Raw genomic sequence first — 16,469 nt, 5'->3', positions numbered from 1 at the left:
TAATACCAAGATTGATATTTGAGGTAAGCCATGGCCCTGCACATCCGCAAAACCCTACTCCATGTGGAAACCACTCTGGTGGAAGGAGGTAAGGCAGCGCCGACACCATTGAAGCTCTACGCGGCTTTTGCTGTCGTTAAAAATCCCTGGGCCGGACGCGGGTTTGTTGAGGATCTGAAACCGGAAATCCATCAATGCGCCCCGGTTCTCGGCGAGCTTCTGACAGGCATGATTCTGGAAGCCGTTGGCTCCGGCGAAGCGGTCGAGGCCTATGGCAAAGTTGCCGTTGTCGGTCTTGATGGCGAGATCGAGCATGCTTCGGCGCTGATCCATACGTTGCGGTTCGGCAACCATTACCGCACGGCGGTGGGGGCAAAATCCTATCTCGCATTTTGTAACACCCGCGGTCCGGCCAATGCGCCGATCATGATTCCGTTGATGGACAAGAATGACGAAGGCCGCCGCTCTCATTACCTGACGATCCAGACGGCCATTGCCGATGCACCAGCTGCCGACGAAATCGTTGTCGGGCTTGGGGCGTCTGTCGGCGGAAGGCCCCATCACCGGATCGGCGACCGCTATCAGGATCTGAAAGATCTGGGCCAGGATGTCGCCAACCCGGCGGGCGTATAAGCGGGGGCGGCGAGATGGAGATGGCAGCAATGCGTGGCACGGCCCCATCGCCATTTCCGGCGGTCGAGCGCCAGATTACCCCTAATGGCTCCGCTTATGTGGAGCAAGGTAGCGGTGAGCCGGTGGTGCTGGTTCATGGCGTCGGCATGCGACTGGAAGCATGGTGGCCGCAAATGGAAAGCCTGTCCGCCAGTCATCGCGTCATTGCGGTCGATATGCCGGGCCATGGTCAGAGTCTTGCCTTGCCGAAAGGCAGCGAACTGCCGGATTTCGTGGCTTGGTTCGGCGGTTTCCTGGAGGAAATGAAGCTTGGACCGATCAATCTGGCCGGTCATTCGATGGGCGCGTTGATTGCAGGCGGTGCCGTCGCCAGCTTTCCGCAGAAAATCCGGCGCGTGGCATTGGTCAACGGCGTCTACCGGCGTGATGCACAGGCCAAGGCGGCGGTTATCGCCCGCGCAGAGTCGATTGCCGCCGACGGCATTGATATTGAAGGGCCGTTGAAGCGTTGGTTCGACACCGATGCCGTCAGCCTTGCAGCTCGCGCCCTGACCGAGCAATGCCTGCGGCAGATGAATGTCGATGCCTATGCCACCGCTTACCGTGCCTTTGCCAATGGGGATGAAACCTACGCCGACTGCTGGCCGCAGGTTACCTGTCCGGCGCTATTCCTGACGGGTGCCGGTGATCCGAACTCGACGGCTGAAATGGCGCAGACCATGGCGGGGCAGGCGCAGCAGGGTATTGCCAAAATCGTTCCCGGCCATCGCCACATGGTCAACCTTACGGCACCGCAAGAGGTGCATAACATCATGGCCGCGTGGCTGGCTTTACCGGAGGCACATCCATGAGTGCTGAGAAAACCAACAGTGAGGTGCGCGGATGAGCGAAGCGATAATCGACCCCCGCAGCCTGCGCGATGCCTTCGGCGCTTTCGCCACTGGCGTCACCGTTGTCACCACGCTTGACCCTCATGGTTCTCCCATCGGCTTTACCGCCAATTCCTTTACTTCGGTGTCGCTCGATCCTCCTCTGCTGCTGGTCTGTCTCGCCAGAACCTCGCGCAATTTTGAGGTGATGACCAAGGCCAAAGGCTTTGCGGTCAATATATTGTCTGATGCGCAGAAGGACGTGTCCAACACCTTCGCCCGACCGGTCGAAGATCGTTTTGCAAGCGTGGAGTGGCAGCTTGGTCCTCATGGGTCGCCAGTGTTTTCCGGGACGTCTGCCTGGTTTGATTGCAGCCTGAAACAGGTGATCGAGGCTGGTGATCATGTCGTGCTGCTGGGGCGGGTACAGGCATTCGACAAAAGCGAGTTGAACGGGCTTGGCTATGTGCGCGGCGGTTACTTTACGCCCGCTCTTGCCGAAAAAGCTGTCAGTGCCGCCAGCGATGGCCCACTGCATCTGAGCGCCGTTATCGAGCGGGACGGTGAGGTGCTTGTGGTGGGCGAGGGTGGGCGCAGCCTGCCGGGTTGTCATGCGGTCAGCGGCGAGCCTTTGCAGGATCTGAAATCCCATCTCGAACAGGTGACAGGGCTCGGCATTACCATCGGGTTTCTGTATTCCGTCTACGAAGACAAGAGCGAGGGATGCCAGCATATCGTTTACCGGGCTTTTGCGGGTCCCGGCGCGCCGAAATACGGCAATTTCGTTCCGGTTGACCAGCTTTCCGGTCCGGGCGGCGCGGCGACGGCGGATATTCTCAACCGGTTCGCGGCGGAAAGCTCGCTTGGCAATTTCGGCGTCTATGTTGGCAACGAGACGGCAGGCCGGGTTCACTCCATTGCCAGGAAGGCTTGATCCATGAAGTTCTCTCTCTTCGTCCATATGGAACGGCTCGATGCCAGCCAGAGCCACAAGAGCCTCTATGAGGAATTTCTGCAACTCTGCGAGATAGCAGATAAGGGTGGCATGCATGCGATCTGGACCGGCGAACACCATGGCATGGACTTCACCATTGCGCCCAACCCGTTCGTGACCATTGCCGATCTGGCCAACCGGGTGAAAAACGTCCGCCTTGGAACCGGAACGGTGATTGCGCCCTTCTGGCATCCGATCAAGCTGGCAGGCGAGGCGGCGATGACCGACCTGATCACCAATGGCCGGCTGGATATCGGCATCGCCCGGGGTGCCTATTCCTTTGAATATGAGCGGCTGATGCCGGGCCTTGATGCCTGGACCGCCGGGCAGCGGATGCGCGAACTTGTTCCCGCCATCAAAGGCGTCTGGGCTGGCGACTATGCCCATGAGGGTGAGTTCTGGTCCTTCCCGGCGACAACCTCGGCACCGAAACCTTTGCAGGAACCGATCCCGCTCTGGGTGGCGGCACGTGACCCCAATTCTCATGATTTTGCCGTGGCCAATGGCTGCAACGTACAGGTGACGCCGCTGTGGAATGGTGATGGCGAAATCGAAACTCTGATGCAGCGATTCAATGCCGCCTGCGAGAAGTCCCCCTATCTGCCGCGTCCGAAAATCATGCTGCTGCTGCATAGCTATGTTGGTTCCAGTGAGGCCGATATTGCCCAGGCGGCCAGGGAATTGAGCACCTATTACAATTACTTCTTCGCGTGGTTCAAAAACGAGCGTCCAATCCATCAAGGCCTGATCGAGCGGTTGAGCCAGGAGGATATCGACGCCAATGCCATGCTGGCACCAGAGGTGATGCGGGCCAATATGGCTGTTGGTACGGCGGATGAGGTGATCGCCCGGCTGAAACGCTATGAGGCGCTGGGCTATGACGAATTTTCCTTCTGGATCGACACCGGCATGAGCTTCGAGCGCAAGAAAGCGTCGCTGGAGCGCTTCATTGCTGATGTCATGCCGGCTTTTGCGGAGTAAGGCGATGCAGCGTTTCCAGCTTTACATCGATGGTGCCTTCAGTGACGGCGAAGCGCGGTTTGAAAGCCTCGATCCGGCCACCGGCGAGGTCTGGGCGGATATGCCGGAAGCGCGCGAAGCGGATGTGAACCGCGCAGTGGAGGCGGCCCATGCAGCACTCTATGACGGGCCATGGGCAAAAATGACCGCCACCCAGCGTGGCAAGTTGATCTACCGGCTGGCCGACCTGATTGCCGCCAATGCGCAAAGGCTGGCAGAGCTGGAAACCCGCGATACCGGCAAGATCATCCGAGAAACAAGCTCACAAATTGCCTATGTCGCCGATTACTATCGCTATTATGCGGGGCTCGCTGACAAGATCGAAGGCTCGACACTGCCGATAGACAAGCCGGATATGGATGTCTGGCTGCGGAGAGAGCCGGTCGGTGTGGTCGCCATGGTCATTCCGTGGAACAGCCAGTTGTTTCTCTCGGCGGTCAAGATCGGCCCGGCGCTGGCGGCTGGCTGCACGATGGTGGTGAAAGCCTCGGAAGACGGTCCGGCCCCGATGCTGGAATTTGCCCGGCTGGTGCATGAGGCGGGGTTCCCACCCGGTGTCATTAATATCATCACCGGATTTGGCCCGTCCTGCGGTGCAGCGCTGACCCGCCATCCCAGGGTTGCCCATGTGGCCTTTACCGGCGGGCCGGAGGCAGCACGGCATGTGGTGCGCAATTCGGCGGAAAATCTGGCCTCGACCTCGCTGGAACTGGGCGGCAAGTCACCGCTTATCGTGTTTGCCGACGCGGATCTGGAAAGTGCTGCCAATGCGCAGGTCTCCGGCATATTTGCCGCGACCGGCCAGTCCTGCGTTGCCGGATCACGGCTGATTGTCGAACGCTCGGTAAAGGATGCATTTCTGGCCCGGTTGAAGGACAAGGCCGAAGCAATCCGCATCGGCAGTCCACTGGATATGGCAACAGAGGTCGGACCGCTGGCCACAAGACGCCAGCAGGATCATGTCGATGCGTTGGTCATGGCCTCGGTCGCCGCAGGCGCTCGGCTGGTGACGGGAGGGCAGCGCCCGGATGGTCCAGGCAATTTCTATCCGCCGACCATTCTCGATTGCGATGGCGTCAACTCTCCGTCGCTGGCGCAGGAGTTTTTTGGACCGGTCCTGTCGGTGGTGTCTTTCGCGGGTGAGGCGGAGGCGCTGCATCTGGCCAATGACACGGCCTATGGCCTGGCATCCGGCGTCTTTACCCAAAACCTGACACGTGCTCACCGGATGATACGGGCGCTTCGCGCTGGCGTCGTCTGGGTCAATACCTACCGTGCTGTTTCGCCGATTGCGCCGTTTGGCGGCTTTGGCCTGTCCGGACATGGACGGGAAGGCGGCATGGCCGCGGTGCTGGATTATACCCGCACCAAGACAGTCTGGCTGAAAACCTCAGATGACCCGTTTCCCGATCCGTTCGTGATGCGGTGATTAAGAACATGCCCCGGATGGATGGCCCAAAAGAAGCAACCGGCATCCGGGTAAGGCACAATCAAACAAGGACAAGGGAACATGAAAAACACAACCATTATCGCATCGCTGGCTTTGCTCTTGGGCGTCTCCAGCCAGGCTGTGGCCGCCGACATGGTGTTCACCAGTTGGGGCGGCACCACGCAGGATGTGCAGAAATCCGCCTGGGCGGATAAATTCACGGCCAAAGAAGGAATCAACGTTCTCCAGGATGGCCCGACCGATTACGGCAAGATCAAAGCCATGGTTGAGGCCAAGGGCGTGAGCTGGGACGTCGTCGATGTCGAAGGCGACTATGCCATTCAGGCTGGCGACAAGGGTCTGCTGGAAAAGCTCGATTTCAAGACCATCGACAAGACCACACTCGATCCGCGCTTCGTGACGGATTATTCGGTCGGCAGCTTTTATTATTCCTTCGTGGTCGGCTGCAACAAGGACGCTGTTGCCGCCTGCCCGAAAAGCTGGACGGACCTGTTCGACACCAAGAAATTTCCGGGCAAACGAACCTTCTATAAATGGTCTGCACCGGGCGTGATTGAAGCCGCGCTGTTGGCGGATGGTGTAACCCCGGACAAGCTTTACCCGCTCGATCTCGACCGCGCCTTCAAGAAGCTCGACACCATCAAATCCGACATCATCTGGTGGTCGGGCGGTGCGCAGTCGCAGCAATTGCTGGCCTCTGCCGAAGCCCCGTTCGGCTCCTTCTGGAATGGCCGGTTGACGGCGCTGGCCGCGACCGGTGTTACGGTTGAAACCTCCTGGGCGCAGAACATCACGGCAGCCGATGCGTTGGTGGCACCGAAGGGTACCAAGAACAAGGAAGCGGCGATGAAATTCATCGCTTTCGCAACTTCACCCGCTGGCCAGGCCGAGATGGCGGCAGGGACCGGCTATGCGCCTGTGAATACCAAGTCACCAGCGCTGATGGACCCCGCTATCGCCAAGACCTTGCCGGACCAGCAGACCGCGTCGCAGGTCAATGCTGACATGGCCTATTGGGCCAAGCACCGTGACGAGATTGGCGAGCGCTGGTACGCTTGGCAGTCAAAATAAGCCATACTCTAAAGTAAGGCATTTCCGGCACCGTAAACATCCGGTGCCGGAGCGTCCTCAGCGTTGCGGCATGTTGCATCTTCCAAATGCACGATGCCGGACGGGTTTCGCAAGGAAACGGCATGGCGTCCCCGATCTCGACCATTGAGCAGCCCAGTAGGAACCGGTTTGGTTTCGGCAATAAAGCCGCGACCCTGCCGGCGCTGGTGTTGATCCTGATTTTCTTCGTCCTGCCGGTGCTGGCACTGCTCACGCGCTCGGTGACGGAGCCGGTTCTCGGCCTTGGCAATTATGCCGCATTGCTGGGAAGTGCGACTTATCTGAAAATCTTCTTCAACACGTTCTTCGTTTCGGCCTTGGTCACAGTAATTTCGCTGCTGATCGGCTTTCCCGTCGCCTGGGCGCTGTCGATCATGCCGCAACGATTGGCTTCAGTGATCTTTGCCATCGTCTTGCTGTCGATGTGGACCAACCTTCTGGCCCGTACCTATGCCTGGATGGTGCTGTTACAGCGCACCGGGGTCATCAACAAGACACTGATCAGCCTCGGTGTGATCGATACGCCGCTGGTGATGGTCAACAATCTCGTCGGTGTGACTATTGGTATGAGCTATATCATGCTGCCCTTCATTATCATTCCGCTCTATGGGGTGATCCGCAAGATCGATCCGGCGCTGTTGCAGGCCGCGGCACTGTGCGGCGCGACCCGCTGGCAGGCACTGGTGACGGTGCTGCTGCCGCTCGCCATGCCGGGCATGGTGTCGGGCGGGTTGATGGTGTTTGTCATGTCGCTTGGCTATTTCGTTACGCCGTCGCTGCTTGGCGGCACATCCAATATGATGCTGGCCGAACTGATCGCTCAATTCGTCCAATCGCTGGTCAATTGGGGCATGGGCGGTGCGGCGGCGCTGGTGCTGCTGGTGGTGACGCTGAGCCTCTACGCCCTGCAACTGAAGCTGTTCGGTGCAGCCGGTGAGGGAGGGCGCTGACATGCTTTTGAATTTCAACAGCCTTGGCACCTGGAAATGGATTTTGCTGGTCATCACGCTGCTGACGGCGGCTTTTCTCTTGCTGCCCATCCTGTTTATCGCGGCCCTGTCCTTCGGCTCCTCGCAATGGCTGATTTTTCCGCCACCGGCCTGGACCACAAAATGGTATGGCCAGCTGTTTGCCGATCCGCGTTGGCTGGATGCCGCCTGGACCAGCTTTCGCATCGCTGTCATCGTCACCATCCTGTCGGTGCTCATTGGGCTTTGTGCCTCGTTCGGCCTGGTGCGTGGCCGGTTTCTGGGGCGGGACGCGCTGCGCGCACTGTTCATGACGCCGATGATCCTGCCCGTTGTGGTGCTGGCCGTGGCGCTCTATGCGTTTTTCCTGCGCATCGGTCTGAACGGCACGACACTCGGTTTCGTCATCGCCCATCTGGTTGTCGCACTGCCATTCTCTATTCTGGCGCTGACCAACGCGCTGGAAGGTTTTGACAAATCTATCGAGGATGCGGCGGTACTGTGCGGTGCCTCGCCGCTGAAGGCGCGGCTGTTGATAACGCTGCCCTGCATCGGCCACGGCTTGTTTTCGGCGGCGGTGTTTTCCTTCCTGACCTCCTGGGATGAGGTTGTTCTGGCGATCTTCATGGCAAGCCCAACGCTGCAAACTTTGCCTGTGAAGATCTGGGCGACGCTGCGTCAGGATCTGACACCGGTGATTGCCGCCGCCTCCACCCTTCTGATTGTCGTCACCATCGCGTTGATGCTGATCACCGCCCTGGTGCGCAAAGGACTGAAAGCATGACGCCTTTTCTGGAAATTCGCGGTATCCGCAAGCAATATGGCCCGGTGGTCGCCGTGCAGGATGTCAATCTTGAGGTGGCAAAGGGCGAGTTCATGACCTTTCTCGGCCCATCCGGGTCCGGCAAGAGCACGACACTTTATATCCTTGCCGGTTTCGAGCAGCCGAGTGCGGGCGATATGCTGCTATCGGGCAAGAGCGTCTTGCAGACCCCATCACACCAACGCAATATCGGCATGGTGTTTCAGCGCTATACGCTGTTTCCGCATTTGTCTGTTGGTCAGAACATCGCCTTTCCGCTGAAAATGCGCGGCTGGTCGAAGGCTGATATCACCGAGCGCGTCCGCAAGATGCTGCAATTGGTGCGGCTGGAAGGCTATGAGGATCGCAAACCGGCGCAAATGTCGGGCGGTCAGCAGCAGCGTGTCGCACTGGCACGGGCGCTGGCTTACGATCCGCCTGTGCTGTTGATGGACGAGCCGCTTTCGGCGCTGGACAAGAAACTGCGCGAGGAAATTCAGCACGAAATCCGCCGCATCCATCACCAGACGGATGTCACCATCCTCTACGTCACCCATGACCAGGAAGAGGCGCTGCGGCTTTCCGACAGGATTGCGGTGTTTTCCAAAGGGGTGATCGACCAGATCGGCACCGGTGCCGAGCTTTATGCCAATCCGGCGACGCGGTTTGTGGCGGAGTTTATCGGGGACAGCGATTTTCTGCCCTGCGTCGTGACGGATGCCGGGGACGGTAAGGCTGAAATTCGCCTTGGTGATCATCTGGCAATCGGAAATATTCCGCTGCATGGATCAGCGCAGAGTGGAAGCAATACCATGCTGATGCTGCGACCAGAGCGGTTGACCCTGCTTTCGGCTCAAGGACCGGGAACGCTTGCGGCCAAGATTGAGGACATTACGTTTCTGGGAAATACGATTCATATCGCGCTATTGAGCGAAGGCGGGCATGGCCTGTCCGTGCGTCTGCCCTTCGGCCATGCCGCACTGGATGGATTGACGATCGGTGCGCCGGTTGCGCTGGGGTTCGATCCGGCGTCGGCGCATGTTTTCGCAGACTAGCGTTTTGGGAGAACCGCTTCCTGAAAATGCTATAATCTACAACTTTTGCGATCTTGATTAGGATCAACAGTCAGAACCACCTTCAGCGCTATCATTGCCTCATCGACGCGACCGATGTCGGTTTAATGCGCGCCGCAGCAATGACTGCAAAGGACGGTTCCATGGCTTACGCAACAACCAATCCCTATACTGGCGAAACTCTTATCACTTTTCCCGAAGCAACCGACGCTGCCGTTCAGGCGGCCATCACGGCGGCGGATGCCGCATTTCAGCAATGGCGACAGACATCCTTTGCCGAGCGCGCCAAGGTCATGCATGCTGCCGCCGAAATCCTGCGCGGCCAGACGGATGATTATGCCAAGCTGCTGACCCTGGAAATGGGCAAGCTGATGTCTGAAGCACGCGCTGAGGTGGGGCTTTCTGCCGATATCCTCGATTACTACGCTGTCAATGCCGAGCGCCTGTTGAAGCCTGAACAGCTACCCGTCGCCGACAAGGCTGAAGGTGAGGCGGTCCTGGTGCATGAGCCGCTCGGTGTGCTGTTGGCCATCGAGCCCTGGAATTTCCCCTATTATCAGATCGCCCGGATCATCGCACCGCAGCTGTCGGCCGGAAATACCATGCTGTTGAAGCACGCGTCGAATGTGCCGCAATGCGCAGCAGCTTTTGAGCGGTTGATGCTGGAGGCCGGTCTGCCGAAAGGGGCCTTCACCAATCTTTATGCGACGCGGACCCAGGTAGAAATGATCCTCAACGATCCGCGCGTCCATGGCGTTGCTTTGACGGGTTCGGAAGGCGCGGGCGCCACGATTGCCGCGCAGGCGGGACAGGCGCTGAAAAAATCCACCATGGAACTGGGAGGCGCCGATGCTTTCGTGGTTCTGGCCGATGCCGATCTGGAAAAGACCGTGAAATGGGCAGTCTTCGGTCGTCACTGGAACGGCGGTCAGGTTTGCGTCTCGTCCAAGCGGATGATTATCGTCGATGCGGTCTACGATGCCTTTCTGGAACAATACAAAACCGGTGTCGCTGGGCTGAAAGCCGGTGATCCGTTCGATCCGCAAACGACGCTTGCGCCGCTGTCCTCGCAAGGTGCTGCCGACGAGATCCGTCAGAAGATTGCCGAAGCGGTGTCCTATGGGGCCACGGCAACCGAAGTCGGGCCGCCGGTGCCAAACCAGGGTGCCTTTGTGCAGCCAACCATTCTGACCGATCTGGCCGATGACAATCCGGCCCGTTATTGGGAGTTTTTCGGCCCTGTCTCCATGCTGTTTCGCGCCAAGGATGATGATGATGCGATCCGCATCGCCAATGATACGCCCTATGGTTTGGGCGGCTCGATCTTCACCCGTGACACCGCGCGCGGGGTTGCTCTTGCCCACCGGATCACCACGGGCATGGTGTTCATCAACCATCCGACCATGGTCAAGGCGGACCTGCCGTTCGGCGGCGTCAAACGTTCGGGCTATGGCCGCGAATTGCTGGGCCTTGGCATCAAGGAATTCGTCAATCACAAGCTGATTGATGTCGTGGATATCGATGCACCTTTCTGATTTTAGCACGTAAAATCAAACGCTCACCTCGGTCTGTTTATAAGATCGAGGTGGGCGTTCGACGTAAAGGGACGTTGCGAAAGTTCGCTGAGACTTCCGATTCAAACACCGTAAAAACGGCGCGCATTGGTCTCGAAAATCAGCGTGAGATCATCAGGGCCGAAATGGGCGGACAATAAGGTGCGGGCCAGATTGGCAACTTCGCCATAGCTGGCGGCCAGCGTGCAAACCGGCCAATCGCTGCCGAACATCAGCCGGTTGGGACCGAAACATTTGGCAACATGATTCACATAAGGCCGGAAATCTTCAAGCGCCCAATCGGCACTGGCTTCTGTGACCATCCCGGAAACCTTACAGTAGACTTGGTCGAAATTGGCAATTTCCGCCATATGGTCGCGCCAGGGATCAAGTGTGCCTTTGGCAATTTCCGGCTTGGAAATATGATCGACCACAGCCGTCAGATCCGGCACCTGTCTCAATGCCGCGATCACATGCGGTAAATGGCGTGGGAAGGTCAGGATATCGAAAGGCAGACCGCTGTCAGCGATGGCTTTGAGGCTATCGATCACCTTCGGGCGCAGGATATAGACGTCGTCGGCCAAGCTTTGCAGCATGGGACGGATGCCGATGAAATCAGGATTGGCGCGGTAGTGTTTCAGGCGCGTGGAAAAATCATCGGCTTCCAGATCGAGCCAGCCGACAACACCTGCGATGAAATCAGTCTTTGCGGCAATCGTCAGCAGGAAATCGGTTTCTGCCTGGGTTTCCGCCGCCTGGACCAGAATGGTCCGGGTTATTCCGGCCCGGCGCATGTCGGGTTCCAGATCCTTTGGCAGGAAATTGCGATAAATCGCTCCAAGATCAGGCGTCAGCCAGCCGTAATCGCCACGGTCGACTTTCCAGAAATGTTGATGACTGTCGAGCATCGGAAGCTTTCCACTCTGGCTTATGCGGGACGAACCACGCCCTTTTTCAGGATGATATTGCCGTACAGCCGACGCTCGCCGGTTGAGACCACCGCAAAGGCGGCTTTGGACCGGTCGTAGAAAGCGAAGCGGTCGATGAGATCCAGTTCGATTCTCCGATTTTCTGCGCGTTCAATCAGTGCATCGAACTCGGCATAGATGGAGGGCCGCTCGCCCGGCGCGTCCATGACGCCAGCCGGATATTCGACAAAATCATCGAGCGGCATCAGTGAGAGAATAGCCTCCAGCACAGCACAAGCGTCGATGCCCGGCATCTGCACCAGACGGTTGGCGACGGTGACTGCCGGGAAATTAGCATCAGCGATAACGATTTCATCGCCATGGCCCATATCGGCGAGGATAGCGAGCAGATCGCCGGTCAAAAGCGGGTTGATGGTTTTCAGCATGGTCGTCCTCCAGGACAGGTTAATGACTTATAAGGCCTTCAGCGCGTAGTTGCGCCCAAAGATCCTCGGGAATGTCCTGTTCGAACCAGGCAATATTGGTGGAGATCTGCTCTGCGGTTTTCGCGCCGATCACCACGCAGGTCGCAGCCGGATGGCGTAGCGGAAACTGGATGGCGGCGGCGGGCAGTGGGACCGCGAAACTGTCGCAGATTGCCCTCAGCCTTTCGGCCTTGTCGATTATGTCCTGCGGCGCATCGGCGTAGTTGAACTTCCGACGACCGGTTGTGGAGGCAAGAATGCCGGAATTGAAGACGCCTGCGACCACCAGCGCCATGCCGCGTTTATGGGCCAATGGCAGAAACTGCTGTTCCGCATCCTGGTCCAGCAACGTATAGCGGCCCGCCAACATCGAGCAGTCGAGGTCAGCCTCTTCCAGCGCATCGCGGATGATCTGCCATTCATTGACACCAAGGCCGAAGCCTTTGATATCGCCTGCGTCGCGCAATTCGCTCAGTGCCCGGAAGCCACCCCCTTTGGTCAGCGCCGACCAATGATGGTCGTGCAGATCGGCATGGGTAACGCTGCCAATGTCATGCACATAGAGAATGTCGGGATTGGGAAAGCCCAGGCGCTGCTGGCTATCATCGAAGCTGCGCATGATGCCGTCATAGCTGTAATCGAACACCTCTCGGAAATCCAAGCCGTTCCACCAGCCGGGATCAAGCGGGTTTTTCGGCGGTGCGGGGGGAAGCTTTCGGCCCGCCCGCTCCGTTGTCATCAATCGTCCGACCTTGGTGCTGATCGTCCAGTCTCGTTGCTCGGGATTTTTCTCTCGCAATAATTCCCCGACAAGATGTTCGGAACGGCCATTGCCATACATGGGGGCGGTGTCGAAATAGCGGATACCGGCCTCCCAGGCACGATCCAGCATGGCGGTGGCATCGTCCTTGGAGACCGCTGCATATAGTCCGCCAAGCGGGGCCGTGCCGACGCCAAGCGCGGTGACAGTCAGGCCGGTCTTGCCGATGGGGCGTTTCTCAGTCGCTTTCATGCTATTTTCCTTGGCTTTAAATGTGGGCGCGTGTTTTGCGCCTTGCCCAGACAACCGTGGCGACACCACACAGGAGGAGCAGGCCACGCACGATCTGGCGTTGCGCATCCGTCCAACCCAACAATGCGGCACCACTCAGAAGCGTTGCCAGCAGCAGAACGGCGGTGACGGTGCCGATGACATTGGGCTTGCCATATTTCAGCGCCATGCCCCCCAGCAGAACCGAGGTCAGGCCGTCAATGAAATAGGAACTGCCGATATAGGGCTGACCGGACGAGAGATCGGCTGTCAGCAGGATGCCCGCCAGCGCCGACACAAGGCCAGACAGCACATAAAGCATCAGCAATAACCGGTTGACTGGCACGCCTGCTTCAATCACGGCGGCGCGGTTCTGCTCCATGGCGTAGAGATAATGGCCGAAGGTCAGCCTTTCCTGGATAAACCAGGCACCGGCATAGAGAAGCGCGACGATCACTGTCAGCAGCGGCATGATGCCGAAATTGACATGCAGGAGAGAGCCGACAAAGCCGGTGGAGGAGAGGGAAATCGATGTGCCAAGCCCGATGGCGGCGGCAATCGATCCGGCCAGCCCGCCCGTGGCAATGGTGATGACGAGGGCCGGGAGCTTGAAGATCGCGACAAGCAATCCGTTTACGAGACCAAAGACAAGACCAACCAACAGGCCCACAAGACAGGCCACCGCCCAGCCCTGGCCTGCCGCAACCAGCGCTGCCACGACCATATTGGCAAGCGCTGCAACGGACATGAAGCTGACATCGATTTCACCTGCCGCAATGATCCAGGTCAGCCCCAAAAACATCAGGGCTGCGATGCTGGCCGAGCGCAGCATGTCATTGATGTTACCACCACTGACGAAGCTGGGCCGCAGCCAAGCAAATAGCAGAATGAGCAATATTAAGAGAAGGAACAGTCCGTAGCGCAGGAAAAATCCCTGAATGTCTAAACGGCCAGGAGTTGCCGCGCTTTGCAGAGTCGTCATGGTGATATCCGTTGCGTTTTTCATCCACTATCTCCCGTCTTTGCTCGCGGCCTTGCGGCCAAAAATGTCGCCAAGCAGTGTGGTGAGCTTCGGATCGAAAATACCAATGGCAAGGATCAGCACGGTGCTGACAATGGCGTCGCTGTAGTAGTAGGGAATGGCAAGCAGGGTGAAGCCGTTCAGCATCGCTGACATCAATAGCGCCCCGGCAAGCGTCGCTGGAATGGAGGGGGAACCGAAAAGCGCAGCCCCCAGGTAAACAGCGGCAAAGGCTGGCATCATCAACTGGTTGCCCGCTGTGACATTGGCCGCCCCCGATGAGGCAACCAGCAGCGTGATGGCAAGACAGCTCAGCGCGCCGCACAGACCGAAGGCCCCAAGGATATATGTTTTTACCCGGATGCCGGAAAACACAGCTGAACGCCGGTTTTCGCCAGTGGCATAAAACGCCCTGCCAAAGCGGGTGCAATGCAGGATAACGAAAGCCACGATCGCCGTTGCCAGCAGGATGACCACGGGCATGTCGAGCGCCAGGAATTTCGAATCGTTCAGGTCGAGAATGCCCGACATGAAGAAGTTTTCCGAAATCGATGTGCCGTTGCTGTAGAAATAGGACAATCCGACTGCCACGCCGCCGGTGGCGATAGTGGTGACAATATCAGGCAGCCGCAGATAGGAAATGACCGTGCCGTTGATCAGCCCGGCCAGCAGCCCGACGCCGATGCCGCCCAGCACGCTTGCAGACAGGCTATAGTCATTGGCAAGCAGCCAACCGAGTGTCATTGCGCCCAAAGACGCAACGCCCGGAAAGGAGAGGTCGAAATGGCGAACGACGATGACGAAGGTCAGTCCGATGGCCGTCAAGCCGTTGACCGACATATGGCGCAGCAGGGCGTGCAGGTTGTTTTCGGTCAGATAGGCGGGCGCGAAGGACTGAAAGACCGCAGCGATGACGCAGAGCAGAATCAGGAAGGCGGAAAGCCGCAAGGCGAGTGGTGAGGATTTGAACGAGGCAATCATGAACGTGCTCCCATGATTCCGGCGGACAGCAGCTGATCGCGGCTGGGGCGCTGGTCGGCGACGGCGACAGGGCGGCCCTTGTAAAGGGCGATCATCCGGTCGGCGACGCCATGCACTTCGTCGCAGTCAGATGAAATCACCAGCACGCCTGCATGCTGCGACAATTCCCGCATCAGCGCATAGAGCGTTGCTCGTGCGCCGATATCGACGCCCACCGTCGGCTCAACAAAGATATAAATGTCAGCATCGCGGTAGAGGCCTTTGGCGATCACGATCTTCTGCTGGTTTCCGCCGGAAAAGGCACTGGCCGGGCGGTCCAGCGTCAGCGGATGAAGAGCGACGCGCTGGGCCAATTGTTCGGAAATCTTGCGGCTGGAGGAGAATTTCAACAGCCCGCCTAAAAACGAGGCTTTCTTCAAATGGGCCAGCGTCATGTTGAAAATCACGTTGCGTGACAGGGTCAGGCCTTCTGTGCGGCGATCACCGGGAACCAGGAAAATCCCTTTGCGTAAGGCGTCATGCGGGTCTTTCAACGTCACCGGCTTGCCCTTGATGCGGATCGTGCCGGTGTCGGGCCGGATGACGCCGAACAGCGCTTTCGACAATTCATCGGCACCGGAGCCAACCAAGCCGAAAATACCAAGGATTTCGCCGCGTCGCAGGGTGAAGCTTACGCCGGAAAATAGGCCCGGTCGTTCAAGACCCTCGACCTCCAGAAGTGCTTCCCCTGCGGCGCTCTCGGCCTTGGGAGGAAAGATATTGCCCGGCTTTTCGTCCAGCATCAGTTCGGGAATGGATATGTTGCTGTCGCGCGCCTCACGGCAGGTGAAGGTGGCAACGCGTTTGCCTGCCCGGAACACCGTGAAGCGGTCGCCGATCTCGAAAACCTCTTCCAGCCGGTGGGTGATGTAGATAATGGCGATGCCTGCGGCCTTCAGATGTCGCATCAACTGGAACAGGGAGGTCTTTTCGCGCTCTGTCAGTGTCGAGGTCGGCTCATCGAGAATGAGGATACGGATGTCCTCGCGCCTGAGCGCATGCAGAATGGCGACAATTTCCCTGTCAACGGCAGGCATTTCGCCGACACGCTGGTCAAGATCGACGTCGATGGGAAAGCGTTTCAGCAACAAGGCCGCCTCGCTCTTCAGCACTTTGCGGTCTATGCGGCGGCCAATACCGGCCGTCGCCGCCTCCTGACCGAGAAAAATGTTTTCCACCCCGGTGAAGTCATCCACCAGTTCCGGATGCTGCTGCACAGAGGCGATGCCGCAGGCAATCGCTGCTGCCGGGCTGCCAAGTTCCACCGTCTCCCCGGCAATGGCGATTGTACCGGCATCCTTGGAATAGACGCCGGAGAGGATCTTGATCAACGTCGATTTGCCCGCGCCATTAATGCCGAGCAGAGCGTGAATTTCGCCCGCGTCCAGCGAGAAATCGACATTGTCCAGCGCTTTGACAACGCCGAACCGTTTTTCGATTCCCTTCATGTCGAGAATGGCCGTCATATCCTGCACTCACACCTTTCCGGCAGTATTTCTGGCCGGCTGTATTCATGGGGCCAGCAGGCCTGCT

At 58.4% G+C, this 16,469-nt stretch carries 16 protein-coding genes; 10 read left to right on the top strand and 6 right to left on the bottom strand.

What is annotated here, in order from left to right:
- Positions 1 to 30: 30 nt before the first annotated feature.
- The 10 genes from H1Y61_RS21330 (at position 31) to H1Y61_RS21285 (ending at position 10,454) form a co-directional block, all read left to right on the top strand.
- Entirely contained in the window at positions 31 to 633 is a 603-nt protein-coding gene (locus tag H1Y61_RS21330) for an amino acid synthesis family protein (protein ID WP_087729605.1), read from the top strand.
- Positions 634 to 662: 29 nt separating this feature from the next.
- Positions 663 to 1,484 (top strand): alpha/beta fold hydrolase, encoded by an 822-nt coding sequence (locus tag H1Y61_RS21325; protein ID WP_235680924.1) that lies wholly within the window; start codon positions 663 to 665, stop codon positions 1,482 to 1,484.
- Positions 1,485 to 1,515: 31 nt separating this feature from the next.
- Entirely contained in the window at positions 1,516 to 2,436 is a 921-nt protein-coding gene (locus tag H1Y61_RS21320) for a flavin reductase family protein (RefSeq protein ID WP_180574744.1), read from the top strand.
- A 3-nt stretch (positions 2,437 to 2,439) separates the two neighbouring features.
- Positions 2,440 to 3,477 (top strand): LLM class flavin-dependent oxidoreductase, encoded by a 1,038-nt coding sequence (locus tag H1Y61_RS21315; RefSeq protein ID WP_180574743.1) that lies wholly within the window; start codon positions 2,440 to 2,442, stop codon positions 3,475 to 3,477.
- Positions 3,478 to 3,481: 4 nt separating this feature from the next.
- Positions 3,482 to 4,945 carry an aldehyde dehydrogenase gene (locus H1Y61_RS21310; protein WP_180574742.1) on the top strand — a complete coding sequence of 488 codons (1,464 nt, stop codon included), beginning with the start codon at positions 3,482 to 3,484 and terminating at the stop codon, positions 4,943 to 4,945.
- 81 nt (positions 4,946 to 5,026) lie between these two features.
- Positions 5,027 to 6,037, top strand: coding sequence for an ABC transporter substrate-binding protein (locus H1Y61_RS21305; protein WP_180574741.1), 1,011 nt, complete (start codon positions 5,027 to 5,029; stop codon positions 6,035 to 6,037).
- Between the two features lie 86 nt (positions 6,038 to 6,123).
- Positions 6,124 to 7,026, top strand: coding sequence for an ABC transporter permease (locus H1Y61_RS21300; RefSeq protein ID WP_180574740.1), 903 nt, complete (start codon positions 6,124 to 6,126; stop codon positions 7,024 to 7,026).
- Between the two features lies 1 nt (position 7,027).
- Positions 7,028 to 7,828, top strand: a complete 801-nt coding sequence (locus tag H1Y61_RS21295) for an ABC transporter permease (protein ID WP_071207164.1) — start codon at positions 7,028 to 7,030, stop codon at positions 7,826 to 7,828.
- Positions 7,825 to 8,901: an ABC transporter ATP-binding protein gene (locus H1Y61_RS21290; protein ID WP_180574739.1), complete on the top strand. Its 1,077-nt coding sequence runs from the start codon at positions 7,825 to 7,827 to the stop codon at positions 8,899 to 8,901. The genes H1Y61_RS21295 and H1Y61_RS21290 overlap by 4 nt, the downstream gene beginning before the upstream one ends.
- A gap of 161 nt (positions 8,902 to 9,062) precedes the next feature.
- Positions 9,063 to 10,454 carry an NAD-dependent succinate-semialdehyde dehydrogenase gene (locus H1Y61_RS21285; protein WP_180574738.1) on the top strand — a complete coding sequence of 464 codons (1,392 nt, stop codon included), beginning with the start codon at positions 9,063 to 9,065 and terminating at the stop codon, positions 10,452 to 10,454.
- A gap of 101 nt (positions 10,455 to 10,555) precedes the next feature.
- Here H1Y61_RS21285 and H1Y61_RS21280 read toward each other — a convergent pair whose 3' ends face one another.
- The 6 genes from H1Y61_RS21280 to H1Y61_RS21255 are packed head-to-tail and all read right to left on the bottom strand — an operon-like array spanning position 10,556 to position 16,402.
- Positions 10,556 to 11,380 carry an amidohydrolase family protein gene (locus H1Y61_RS21280; RefSeq protein ID WP_180574737.1) on the bottom strand — a complete coding sequence of 275 codons (825 nt, stop codon included), beginning with the start codon at positions 11,378 to 11,380 and terminating at the stop codon, positions 10,556 to 10,558.
- A 20-nt stretch (positions 11,381 to 11,400) separates the two neighbouring features.
- The gene (locus H1Y61_RS21275) at positions 11,401 to 11,826 is read right to left on the bottom strand and encodes an RbsD/FucU family protein (RefSeq protein WP_180574736.1); all 426 of its coding nucleotides are present in this window, start codon (positions 11,824 to 11,826) and stop codon (positions 11,401 to 11,403) included.
- 19 nt (positions 11,827 to 11,845) lie between these two features.
- Complete coding sequence (locus tag H1Y61_RS21270) at positions 11,846 to 12,877, bottom strand: aldo/keto reductase (RefSeq protein ID WP_180574735.1); 1,032 nt, start codon at positions 12,875 to 12,877, stop codon at positions 11,846 to 11,848.
- A 16-nt stretch (positions 12,878 to 12,893) separates the two neighbouring features.
- Positions 12,894 to 13,901, bottom strand: coding sequence for an ABC transporter permease (locus H1Y61_RS21265; protein ID WP_180574734.1), 1,008 nt, complete (start codon positions 13,899 to 13,901; stop codon positions 12,894 to 12,896).
- A gap of 3 nt (positions 13,902 to 13,904) precedes the next feature.
- Positions 13,905 to 14,897: an ABC transporter permease gene (locus tag H1Y61_RS21260; protein ID WP_180574733.1), complete on the bottom strand. Its 993-nt coding sequence runs from the start codon at positions 14,895 to 14,897 to the stop codon at positions 13,905 to 13,907.
- Positions 14,894 to 16,402 carry a sugar ABC transporter ATP-binding protein gene (locus H1Y61_RS21255; RefSeq protein WP_180575243.1) on the bottom strand — a complete coding sequence of 503 codons (1,509 nt, stop codon included), beginning with the start codon at positions 16,400 to 16,402 and terminating at the stop codon, positions 14,894 to 14,896. Before H1Y61_RS21255 ends, H1Y61_RS21260 begins: the two co-directional genes overlap by 4 nt.
- Between the last annotated feature and the right edge of the window lie 67 nt (positions 16,403 to 16,469).

It is taken from the genome of Agrobacterium vitis, from assembly GCF_013426735.1.
Classification (GTDB): Bacteria; Pseudomonadota; Alphaproteobacteria; order Rhizobiales; family Rhizobiaceae; genus Allorhizobium; species Allorhizobium vitis_D.
Note: the sequence above shows the minus strand (reverse complement) of the source record. Positions and strands in the feature narration are given on the sequence as shown.

Excerpts from the sequence above, each read along its gene's own strand:
- H1Y61_RS21310 (WP_180574742.1), top strand. The coding sequence starts at position 3,482 with ATGCAGCGTTTCCAGCTTTACATCGATGGTGCCTTCAGTGACGGCGAA.
- H1Y61_RS21265 (WP_180574734.1), bottom strand. The coding sequence starts at position 13,901 with ATGAAAAACGCAACGGATATCACCATGACGACTCTGCAAAGCGCGGCA.
- H1Y61_RS21300 (WP_180574740.1), top strand. The coding sequence starts at position 6,124 with ATGCACGATGCCGGACGGGTTTCGCAAGGAAACGGCATGGCGTCCCCG.
- H1Y61_RS21325 (WP_235680924.1), top strand. The coding sequence starts at position 663 with ATGCGTGGCACGGCCCCATCGCCATTTCCGGCGGTCGAGCGCCAGATT.
- H1Y61_RS21305 (WP_180574741.1), top strand. The coding sequence starts at position 5,027 with ATGAAAAACACAACCATTATCGCATCGCTGGCTTTGCTCTTGGGCGTC.
- H1Y61_RS21330 (WP_087729605.1), top strand. The coding sequence starts at position 31 with ATGGCCCTGCACATCCGCAAAACCCTACTCCATGTGGAAACCACTCTG.
- H1Y61_RS21275 (WP_180574736.1), bottom strand. The coding sequence starts at position 11,826 with ATGCTGAAAACCATCAACCCGCTTTTGACCGGCGATCTGCTCGCTATC.
- H1Y61_RS21280 (WP_180574737.1), bottom strand. The coding sequence starts at position 11,380 with ATGCTCGACAGTCATCAACATTTCTGGAAAGTCGACCGTGGCGATTAC.
- H1Y61_RS21320 (WP_180574744.1), top strand. The coding sequence starts at position 1,516 with ATGAGCGAAGCGATAATCGACCCCCGCAGCCTGCGCGATGCCTTCGGC.
- H1Y61_RS21285 (WP_180574738.1), top strand. The coding sequence starts at position 9,063 with ATGGCTTACGCAACAACCAATCCCTATACTGGCGAAACTCTTATCACT.
- H1Y61_RS21260 (WP_180574733.1), bottom strand. The coding sequence starts at position 14,897 with ATGATTGCCTCGTTCAAATCCTCACCACTCGCCTTGCGGCTTTCCGCC.
- H1Y61_RS21270 (WP_180574735.1), bottom strand. The coding sequence starts at position 12,877 with ATGAAAGCGACTGAGAAACGCCCCATCGGCAAGACCGGCCTGACTGTC.
- H1Y61_RS21315 (WP_180574743.1), top strand. The coding sequence starts at position 2,440 with ATGAAGTTCTCTCTCTTCGTCCATATGGAACGGCTCGATGCCAGCCAG.
- H1Y61_RS21255 (WP_180575243.1), bottom strand. The coding sequence starts at position 16,402 with ATGACGGCCATTCTCGACATGAAGGGAATCGAAAAACGGTTCGGCGTT.
- H1Y61_RS21290 (WP_180574739.1), top strand. The coding sequence starts at position 7,825 with ATGACGCCTTTTCTGGAAATTCGCGGTATCCGCAAGCAATATGGCCCG.
- H1Y61_RS21295 (WP_071207164.1), top strand. The coding sequence starts at position 7,028 with ATGCTTTTGAATTTCAACAGCCTTGGCACCTGGAAATGGATTTTGCTG.